At 42.1% G+C, this 11,423-nt stretch carries 4 protein-coding genes; all 4 read right to left on the minus strand.

The genetic code is table 11. The annotated features are described in order from the left end of the window. Window positions 1–48: 48 nt before the first annotated feature. The 4 genes from DW159_RS04240 to DW159_RS04255 all read right to left on the minus strand — a co-directional run bounded on the left by DW159_RS04240 (window position 49) and on the right by DW159_RS04255 (window position 10,703). Entirely contained in the window at window positions 49–5,592 is a 5,544-nt protein-coding gene (locus DW159_RS04240) for a DUF4132 domain-containing protein (protein WP_117549043.1), read from the minus strand. Between the two features lie 21 nt (window positions 5,593–5,613). After that, window positions 5,614–6,027 (minus strand): hypothetical protein, encoded by a 414-nt coding sequence (locus tag DW159_RS04245; protein WP_117549044.1) that lies wholly within the window; start codon window positions 6,025–6,027, stop codon window positions 5,614–5,616. 112 nt (window positions 6,028–6,139) lie between these two features. Further along, entirely contained in the window at window positions 6,140–9,520 is a 3,381-nt protein-coding gene (locus tag DW159_RS04250) for a DEAD/DEAH box helicase family protein (RefSeq protein ID WP_117549045.1), read from the minus strand. Next, a complete protein-coding gene (locus DW159_RS04255; protein ID WP_117549046.1) occupies window positions 9,513–10,703 on the minus strand; it encodes a restriction endonuclease subunit S in 1,191 nt (396 codons plus the stop codon). Before DW159_RS04255 ends, DW159_RS04250 begins: the two co-directional genes overlap by 8 nt. Window positions 10,704–11,423 lie beyond the last annotated feature (720 nt).

Below are 11,423 nucleotides of genomic sequence, written 5' to 3' on the forward strand. Positions count from 1 at the left end.
AAACGTCACATCACTTACTTGTCACAGGCAGCAGTATTATCTTCACACTCACTGCTCGATCTGTCCCAGTATATAAGGATCCTTGATCTTATTATCCTCTGCAAAGAACAGTATCTTCGTGAGTACTTCCGATGTCTTTGGATCGTCATCCACAAATGGCAGGAATATTCTGCCTCGTCTCTGTGAATGTACAGGAAGTACATTTATCATAGGTCCTGCCTCCTGATGCACCACTCCACTTCCAAGGTGAACTGTGTAATTTGCGCGCTTGCCCTCTATCACTGCGTGATTCTTTGTAAATGTGACATTTGTCAGCTTGAAAAGTGGCATAGTGAATTCTGCTATCGCCTTTCGCATCTCAACAGTTGAGTGTGAGGTCTCAGGATCCACGCCTCCTGCATGCGCCACGGAAACAGCCATGTCCACATCCCTCATGACCTCAGAGAATATGATGTCTGGGATATCCTTGATTCTCATATTCTTTCCTGTCTTTCTATCTGAGAACACCACCCATTCGAGGGTCGGTGATTCTATATCCGCAGGTGAAAACCAGTCTGCAAGAGCGTAGATCTGCGCCACTATATTCTCCTTGTAGTACACCTTCTGAAGTCCATCCTCTATATCAGCTACCCAGTGTCTTGATTTCAGACAGCCAAGTGTCTTCTTCGGCTGGATCTGATTGCCCGCGTATCTGAGGGAATGTTCCATGGTCATCTCCTCTTCGGTCTTCACATAGAGTTCTCTGAACACCTGCTTGAACGGCTGAACGATCTTGTTGTCAAATACATACTTTTGTATGTCGTGCCACCTGCCTGCTGTATACATGTGGAATGGGTGTGCAACTGTGAGCTTGGTGTCGTCTGACAAATGTTTGTTTTCATCACCAGCGGTTGTTTCAACAAACACATTGAATCCATCCTCAGTTGCAAATCCAAGAACTACATTCTGACTAAGTACACCAGCACTTTCGCCTCCTGCATTATCTAACTGCACATCACCAGCATCGCTGTTATTCCTCAAATCAATATTCTTGCTATCATCAAGATCACTTGCCACTGATGTAATGTTATCAGCCGTATTACCCAGCTCCGCATTCACGCCATCCGGCTCCACTACCTTGAACACCAGCGCAGCCACCATGTCATGTATAACAGGATTCTCCAGCATGCCCCTGATCTCAGCCCAGGTGTATTCCTCCTGGCTCTCCATGGCATCCTCAAGCATTGCCTTTGTACGCCTTGACTGCTCCGCCATCTGCTTCTTGGCATCCATCAGAGCCAATACATACTCATCCTTCTTGATCTTTGCCGGAACGGACTTTAACTGTTTGCCGTTCTTCTCACAGATGACAGCGCATTTGCCGCCGTCCTCCATCTCAAGCCATACGGTCACTTCTCCGACCTCATGCGGCTGAAAATATTCTGTCATGCCCTGAACCACAAGGCTTTCCATACGTAGGGTAAGTCTCGTCACGTCCTGATATCCGGCATTGATCGCCATATTGCGCATAGCTGTAGAAACTGCTGCCGCCTCGCTGGCTCTCCTCTGTGCTCCGAACTGCTTGCTCTCCTTCTTGAACTTCTGAAGGAACATGTACCTGTCCTTTATCTGCTCCTCATTCTCTATCGGCAGGATTCCCACCGCCATGAGCAGATCTTTGTTTCTCTTTGCCTCGATCTCAGCCATCAGCTCGGGCTCATCATATTTGCCAAGCGCCGCATCCGCGTATTTTCTCGCTCTGGTGTGCTTTGCACCATCTGAAATGTATTTCGCCGCCTTGTATATAAGCTGGAATCGCTTGTCACCCAATCTGTCATAGACTTCGGCAAACCACGTCCTGTCAAATGCGCCGTCGTTCAGCTCATCCACCTCAAGCGGTGTAAATCTCGCTATCATAGCCTTTCTCTTGTCATCAAATGACTCGTTCATGTGCGCCATGAAGTAATAGCATCCCGCAGTAAATCCATCCCATCCAAGATACTCTCCAACTATATCTATCCACTCTGGAGAATACATAGCCGCCTCTATAAGCCTGGCATCACTTATATCCGTACCTGTAAGATAGGCCTTCAAAGTCTCCGCACTGTCATTTGCATCAGGCACACACGCCTGAAGAAGATGCGACATACTGTTCTTCTTACTGACCTTCTGACGATTATAGTAATAACCGGTATTGAAATACGTTGATCTCTCCAACGTCTCCTTGCCTAGGGCTGACAGTATCCTGACAAAATACTCCGCTCCGAATATTCTTGTAAGCCCGTATATATATGGAGAGAATTCTGTCTCCGTGTCTCCCCTTGTGAGCTCTGCAGAAAGCACAAGCTCTGACATATCAGTGTACAGCTTCTTAGCTATATCCAGCCTTTTCTCGTCCGTCTCCGAGAACTCTCCTTCCGGACTGTGAAGAAGTATCTGCCGCACACTTCTCAGCCTTTCACGCTCCGTATATCCCCACTCATAGCCTCTGGTCTGCACCTTCCTGTTGCGCTCCGTTATAAAACGCATCACGTCAGATACACATTTGAGGCTCCTATCCAGGGAATTCCCCTCAAATGCCATCTTGTACATATAATCCCTGGATATAATGCCACGACTGTATGCGGCAATATAGTTCAGGAGACCAGGAACCGACATGACACTTCCTGTGTGTATCCAGTAATATGAATTTCTATCATTTACAACGTCTGAAGGTATATTAAAGTTATGACACTTTGCAAGGGCATAGTTGTATGGGAACAAATGCCTGAAATCCTCTTCATTCTGCCTTGCCTCGTCAGAATCTTCTTTTACGTCCAATATATCGCTGTCACCATCGATCGCAAGCCACCTTGTTATTATCATGATCTGCTCATTTGTGAGCACACTTCTGTGATATATCTTTGAATCATCACCAGATATACTGCTGCCACCTTTATTCCCGCCAAATGTATATATGAGCTCATCGTTTCTTCCAAGCAGATAGTCTGCTGCCACAACGGCAAGCCTCCTCTTGTCACTATCCATCACATATCTTCTATACAGGAAACCAATTACAGCTCTGGCAATGGCAAGATATCCGAATGCCGGACATTCTTCTATATATATATTTCCAAACATATCCGCCATAAAGCTCTCACAGTACTTCTTGAAATCCTGTTTGTCACTGTTGTAGCCATTCAGATACACATAGAGTTGCATGCACATATACGGAGTCTGAATATTCTTCTCGTAGAAATCTACCCACAATTCCTCACATGCCACTTTGTCACGGTTCACATATATGTTTCCACCTGCCTCACCAAGCAGGCCGATCTCTCCGTCAGCCATCTCATACTCATCATTTTTGTGCTCATCCACAAATGCATCAAATTTTCTTAATATATTTATAACTTCTGAATCAGATGTCGTGTCTTTCTTTTTAGGCACAATCTTTGATTTGAGTTTTGCAAATGCACCCTCGCTCTTGGCAGTCTTGCACAGATTATCATTTGCAATCCCGCTTTCAGGGAAATACTTTTTGTACAGCTCAAGGCACTCAGCCAGATAACTCTTGTCAAATATCGGCTCATAGTCCGCATTTACATCATAAAGTCCATACCCCTCATCTGCACCAGCCCGGTCTGTGCCAACATTTTTTATCTCACGTATAAGAATCTGCTCCTTAGTTGTAACACTGGATCTTCCATTCGCAGACTCCCTCTGCATAGCGTCTATATGACCAACACAATCTGTAAAAAGGTTCTGCCTGTTCTCATCATTTTTGAGCTGGAGCAGCAGATCAAGTCCCGCTGTTCTCTTCTCCTCCTTGGAATCTGCGAGAAGTCTTCCGATGAGATCGTCCATGTCATCACCGTCAAGTTTATAAAGTATAGACAGTACAGTCTCCCTTATGTCTGACTTCTTGTACTTGAGCATATTCTCAAGCTGTACATAATTCTCCGGCGAAAGTTTCATATCCTTAACGATCATCGCCGCCTTGTTTCTGGTATATGTCTCCTTGTCGGCAACCGCATCCACCAGTATGGCACGCTGTCTGTCATTTGCCGGCTGCCTTACAAGCAGAAGCAAAAGCGCATCTCTGCTGTACCTTGCGGAATCTATCTCAGGAACCATCTCCGCTATGTAAGTGATCTTGTCCTCGTCCTTTAGAGCGCTTGCACAGACCGCAAGTCTCATGATGATTGCAGATCTGTCCAGATATTCGGCATTCCATGGAAATACACACGGATCAAACTCAAACCTCTTCTTTGGCATGCGCTCAAGTATACCCATGAGGATATCGTACATCTCCTGACATTCTTTCCTGCTGTCAAAATATTTGTCCACCTCGGCAAATGTCATTTTCTTAAGTTCATTGTTGTACGATCTGCCGTCTTTATATATGAGACTATTCATATAAGGCTGGTAATCCGACATGAAGCTTGGCATGATGACCGCCATGGTGTCCATCTCGTCTGGGAATCTCTTGATAAATTCCTTTGCAACGCTGTGTGTGTACACCTTTCCCAGACTCATTGCCCTAATATATGTGCCAAATACTAGTCTTTGGTGTCTGCTGCCATCAAGCGCCAGCTTGTTCATCACATGGCATGCCTCGTCCACATCAAAGAAACCATAGCTCCACAGCGCAAGATAAATCTGCATGGCATCCTCGCCGGATAAAGCTTCACGCCTTGCATTTTCATCATTCAGATATGTATCTATAAGAAGCAGCTGTTTCTTCTGTATACGGTCAAGCTTGCTCTCCTCGTCAGCCACAAGTCCTGTCCAGGTGGCTACAGCCCTCATGACAGACGAGAATCTCAGAAGATCATTCTCCTTTATTACATGGAACAGGGTCATAAATGCACCTGCCGTTCCATAATCCATATTCTCACATATCGCCTGCCTAAGCCCCTCCTGAAGCTTTGCCGCAACGAGCAGCTTGCCTACAGCCTCATGGAGTCTTGTGTTGGAGCTCATATATATTCCCCTGAGGATATTTGTCGTAAGCCTTGACTGCGCACTCTCACCGAACATGATGTCCATGAGCACTTCCTCAAGCTCTGCATTCCCCCTGTCGAGCTCCGCCTGTATCCAATATTCAGATACTATTCTATACCCATTGCTGTTGCCATCCCTGTAATAGCACAATATATCCTGCGGCAATTTCTCCCTGTAGAGAGATACTATGTCGCATCCGTATATCCCCATGGAGTGATATTCATTCATGATCCTGAAATATCTGTCAAGAAATGCCCCATACCTCTTCGTACGCATGGTTCTTCTGTAATAATACTGGCTTGTCTGCCACTTGATTATGCTGTCTATAGAAGTGTAGAAATCCTCCATCAGATGATCCGGCACCCACCCCGGCAAATGCTTCAACTCCTTCCTGAAGAATTCAGAAGGAACATTCTTTTCATTCTCAAGAAATGTCTCAAGTCTCTTGCCGATCATCGACTCTTTTACATCTCCATAGTAATTATCCATCTCCTTAAGAAGCTTCTGCGCATCCGCACTGTAGCTCTTTCTGAGCTTCGTGGAATTCTCGTCAAATGCCTCTCTCACTTCATCTGCGATCTTCTTCTGCTCCTCAAGCTCAAGCCTTGTCTTCTTGTCCACCGCCATTGTAACCCCTTTCTTTATGTTCTACCACATTCTGCCCGCCAGCATTGTGAGGCGGATAAATGTGATCTCATCCCCTTCGTTAAACTTCTCTTCCCTGTCAAACTCCGTTAATTCATCCATACCGCGGAACACTCTGAACAGTCCATCCTCAAATCCCTGAATGGCTGTCTTCACTGCTTCATCCACATCCGGTTTCTTCTCCCCATAGACAATCCCGAACGCTATCTTTCCTATTCTTCCCATGTCATCGATCTGTTCATCTGTCAGCACTGCATCGCCGCGATCCATGCGGGATATGTACTGTGCCACGCAGATCTTTACTGTCTCTGTTATGAGTTCCCGCAGCGTGCTCGGTGCTGTGTCATATTCAAATGGGACCTTGTGCACTGTGTTCTTCCGCTTGCCAAGCTGTTTTATGTTCATGTATAAAGTCATGTGATTCCCCCGAAATCTTGTTATATGTATATTCACATTGTGCAGAAATTGCACATACTGAAATAAATGTTCAACTTGTGCAAAAATTGCATATATTGAATAATAGTGTCTGCTAAGCCACATTAGCATTTGCATTTATCTGATCTATTACTTTCTTTATGCCCATCCATACAGACGCGTTAAATATATCCGTTATACTTCCCCTGTCTGTAAATGGCGACTCCATCAGCACTGACATATCCTTTATCATTCCATTGTGTACCACATACTCAACTATCTGATTGACAAAGTATATCTGCCTGCTGTCATAATTTGTTTCATTCAGATATTCACTAAACGCCTCCTTTGCAGCGTTCATATCAAGCCCTACTATCTCACGTACAAATTCACCAAGAGGCTTGTCACCGATCTCACCCTCATAATCCTTTCTCGTTCCAATCTCATTCCAAAGGATATCCTCAAGTGCCTTCACATCCCCAGTAGTAAGTGGCTTATTTGTCTTGAGTTTTGCAATTACAATATTATCCTGATGCTGTTTTATATAGAATTCAGCCTTTGCTTTATAATTCTTCAGATCATCGTTCTCAAGTTCTGATTCATGCCAGTCAGTAGATAGGATATCATCATCAAAGTTAGTGTCGTATGGTTGTACTGTGCTTTTTATAAAGCTCATGATATCCCTAAGTCCCGTCCTTATCTCTTCGAACTCTATAATTCCAGCACCATCTACATAACTATCCGACAATACTTTATTTATGATTTCTTTCCTGCTGTCAATCTCATCAATATGTTTTCCTGTAAGTCTTGAAAGTGCATTAGCCCTTTTTATAAGATCTCTTTTTGCTCTCTTGTCATTCTTTCCCGCCACATGTGCAAGCTCCAAGCCATATATAAGCGCATCAAATCTCAGAGCACTCGGCTCATCACCATCGGCCATAATATAAGGCGATACTTCTTCCTTTACGATATTGACATCAGAGAACGTTATATTCTGGTAGTTTACTTCATCCGAGTATTTATCCAGATATCTCAGATGCTGCTTTACTATAAAATTATCCCTGTTATCCCTCGACAATCTCTGTACTTCACTGCTCATGTCAGATATCAGTTTTTCCAAGAAGAAATTCACCCTGTCATCCCTATCAGTAAGTGACTGCAGCTTATACGCTATCTCAAATCTTCTCTGGTATATAGCGCCCTGTATAGGCATCACATTTACAGCCTCTTTGCCCTTTTTCTTCACCCTGAAGAACTCAAAGTTACTACAGAAGTCAAATATATAGAACAACTCTTTATCTTTGCCGTCCAGCAGTCCTTCGCAAAGTCTGGTTCCCCTTCCTATCATCTGCCAGAATTTTGCCTTACTCATTACCTTCTTGAAAAATACCAGATTGAGTATCTCTGGAACATCTATTCCCGTATCAAGCATATCAACTGATATGGCTATCTGTGGCAATTTCTTAGGATCAGAAAAGTCATCTATTGCTTTCTGCGCAAATTTAGTCTGATTATCTATAACTTCCGCGTACCCAACAAGATGCGGATATTCCTCATTGAATACTTCAAATATCTTCTCTGCGTGAGTATGATTCTTTGCAAATATTATTGTTTTTCCTATCTTCTGCCCGTAATCTATCTTGATTCCATTATCCATAAATACACGTAAGACTTTTCTTATTGTATCCTTGTTGAACAACCAGGAATTAAGCGCAGCGGACTCTATCTTATCCGGTATATCCCCAGACTCTGTCACAAATGTTTTCTCATACTCTTCCTTATCTGCGTCCGAGAGTTCTTCATATACAATTCCCTCATCAAGGAACTTTACCTTGCTCTCAATTGTCATATAATCAACAAGATATTCATCCTCAACAGCCTGTGCAAGATCATAGCCATATGTAGGAACTCCATTTGCAAGTTCAAATATATCATAAGTATTCTTGTCCACTTCATCCTTCGGTGTCGCCGTAAGTCCCACAAGCGGTGCATCAAAATAAGTGAATATATCTTTATACTTGTTATATATTGACCTGTGCGCCTCATCACATATGATCAGATCAAAATGTCCACAGGTAAATATTCTTCCATCCTTGTCACTTGCACTGTCAACGCATCCGATCATGGTCTGGTATGTGGAAAATACACACCTTGCATTATAATTATTCTTCTCCTCCACCAGATTCGTACAGGATAAATCCTGCAGCATATTCACAAAATTACGCTTAGCCTGCGTAACAAGCGAATTTCTATCTGCCAGAAACAGAATATTCTTCACCCATCCGGCATTTATCAGTATCTTGCAAAGTGCTATTACTGTTCGTGTCTTACCAGAACCTGTAGCCATGACAAGCAATGCTTTTCTTCTGTTCTTCTGGTCAAATGCATCGCACACTGCTTTTATCGCTGCCTCCTGGTAATAACGTCCGGCAATTGTCTTATCTACCATTACGTTTCTGAGACTTATCCTCATAGACCTCAGATTAAACCACTTCTCCAGATCCCTTTTGGAGTAAATGCACGAACACTTTCTCTCCGGATACTGTCCATCAATAATATGCGTCTCAAACCCATTTGTAAGGAAGATAACAGGTCTTCTGCCATACTTTCTCTCAATGCTGTCTGCATACTCCTTCGCCTGATATCTGCCTGCCTCAACTCCGACACATGTCTTCTTTGCCTCTATAATAGCAAGTGGTCTCTGTGTATCATCATAAAGCACATAGTCCACCCGTCCATTTCCTGACCTGCTAGGAACACCATCAACATCAACTTCATCGATCCAGTCTGATCCCTGTACCCATCCTGCGTCCTCAAGCATAGCATCTATATAGAGTTTCCTTGTCTCGAACTCAGATATATCAAGCGGATGCTGCTTATAACGCTTCCTCTGTACCTGACTGCGTGCAGATAACTTCTCCTTGAGATCTGCATTTTCCTCAGCCAATGTCTTTAGATCTATCTTCTGTCTTTCAATCTCTTCCTGATTCTGGCGAATCAACTCTTCCTGTTCTTTGAGCTGGCTCTTTGCATTCTCAGCATTCTCCCTGGATTTCTTGGCATTTTCACGTCTGTTCAATATGGCTTTTCTATCAAATTCTCTCTGCTCATATCCCCGTACATAACAACATGAAATAAAGTCCATAAATATATGCAGATTCTCCAGGCAAAGCATAGCCTCGTCAAATCCCTGACGCCTGTTATTGTGAGCCACACTGTTGCCTTTTCTTCGTATATAATCCAATCGTCTCCACAGATCATTTCCCACATAATCTCTGAAATCCTCTGAATTCAATAAACTGTGAAGATTATCCTGATACGGCGTTTCAAGTGAAGTCTCAACTGAATAAATCCATTTTATTGCAAACTCCATAGCCCTGCGGCAATTGAGTATACACATATCAGGATCTATAAGAATTATTCTCTCAGCCGATATTGCAACCCCAGCAAATGCGGCAAATCTTGGTTCATCCCTTAAGAAGTCAAAATTATTCATGGTCTTCTACCTCCTCCCCTTTGTCTTGTCGGTATATTATAAACACATTATATAGGTAAGTAATCAGTTGTTCCAGTAGTTTGATAAGCGAGAGCAATTTTGATTTGTCGACTTGATTGGCAAAATCAACATACTGTTTCTGTTTATTCAAATCGGGGACTGGTGTAACAATTTTTGCTATATCTTTCGCTGCAATATTTTTCTTAGCTGTTTTATTGACATAAGCATCTAATCGCTTCTGCCCCACTTCACTCGTTAAATAATAGAACAACCAAACAGGTTCTATAATCTCCCTTTTTGCTTGTATTCTAATTAAATTAGGACTAATATTTGCACCTACTAATTTTTCCTCTTGTATTATACCTATTCTTTTCGCCGCAGAGCCATCTCCTCGGACAGCCATAACAATATCTTGTAATTCTATTACTGTGTCTGGAAAATCTATATTTGCTCCATCATAAACAAAAACATAGTTTTCGTCATCAACATCCATATGACCATCCATCAGTATATTACTAATCCTGATGACTCTTACTCCCTGCGCCAAATATTCCATATTGCAAAAAGTAGGATATCTTTTTAATTTATTGCATGCATCAAAAAGTGAAATTTCTCTCCAGCCTTTATCATTAATATTTAAATCACCAAACATCTCGACAAATCGGGCTTTGATCAATTCATCTAACAATTGTAATTCATTCGATCTTAATTCAATAATATTTTCTATTCTTTTTAAGTTGTTTGCAATTTCTATCTGTTCATGTTTTGAAGGATATGGAATTTCTGTAGCATCAAAATCCCTTTTTACAATATGTTTCATAGTCGCCCCATGAGTTTTCCTTCCCATTTCATCGAGCTTATAACGCACAGCATATACAAAATAATTCTTATCAATATTGACCTTGTCAAATACGACTTTAAAAATATGCTGATTTAACAAAGCTTTTCCATTGTTCCATATATATACACCTAAGCTGGCAGACCAGGAAATCAAAACATCTCCATCGTTTATCTCTATTTTTTCTGGATAATCTCCATCATAAAAACCCAAATCGTAAGAATTCCCTGTCAAATCCTGAATCCGTATTATTGGTAATCCTACTTTGCCTCTATCATCTGGTTTAAATGCGTATCCATTAATGTAAGTTGCAGCCTCACCAAGTTTAATTAAATCTTTATGCATTTACTCCACCTTCTTTCAACTTGTTATATTGCTTTTTCCAAGCTCTTGAAGGTCTGTGACAAATACAATCACTAGATGTAAACGCACAAACATCTGGAATTGAGTTATTTGCACAGATATCTGGATTATTAACTCTACATCCGTACGTCTGACCATCTGTATCTAACACATTTAACGGCGCCGAAAATGAAATTCTTAAATCTTTTTCATCCATCAAAATCTTACACAATCTCAACCTCGTGTGTATTAATCTTGCGCACCGAACATATGTTTGCTATAATATATTTGGTGCTACCCTATTCGGTAGGCGGTTAGCCTTCGCCACAGGAGTTTATAGCCTGTGTTTACATAGATAAATCCACTTGTGGAAATCTATACGGAGGTTTGTGCTTATGCTTACAACGGAACTTTTTATAGCCATCATCAGCTTATGCATTACATGCTTTGCTCTTGGTTATGCCGTTGGCTCTAAGAGCAATGATAAGAAATAAGACAAAAAAGTAACCGCCCTGTCCTGACAAAACTTGGCGGTTACTTTTTTGTAAGCGTAATATCAGGGCTAACCGTCTATCGGTAGCACCTTTTAATAATATATTAGCATCCAACCGCTTTCATGTCAAACATATATTCGATTGTCATTTACTCATACAAATACGAATTTGAGGCTTGTGAATCATAAATATATATCCACAACAAATACATCATGCAATATACCGTCTA

The sequence above is a fragment of the Coprococcus sp. AM14-16 genome, from assembly GCF_003434675.1.
In the GTDB taxonomy this organism is placed as follows: domain Bacteria; phylum Bacillota; class Clostridia; order Lachnospirales; family Lachnospiraceae; genus Coprococcus; species Coprococcus aceti.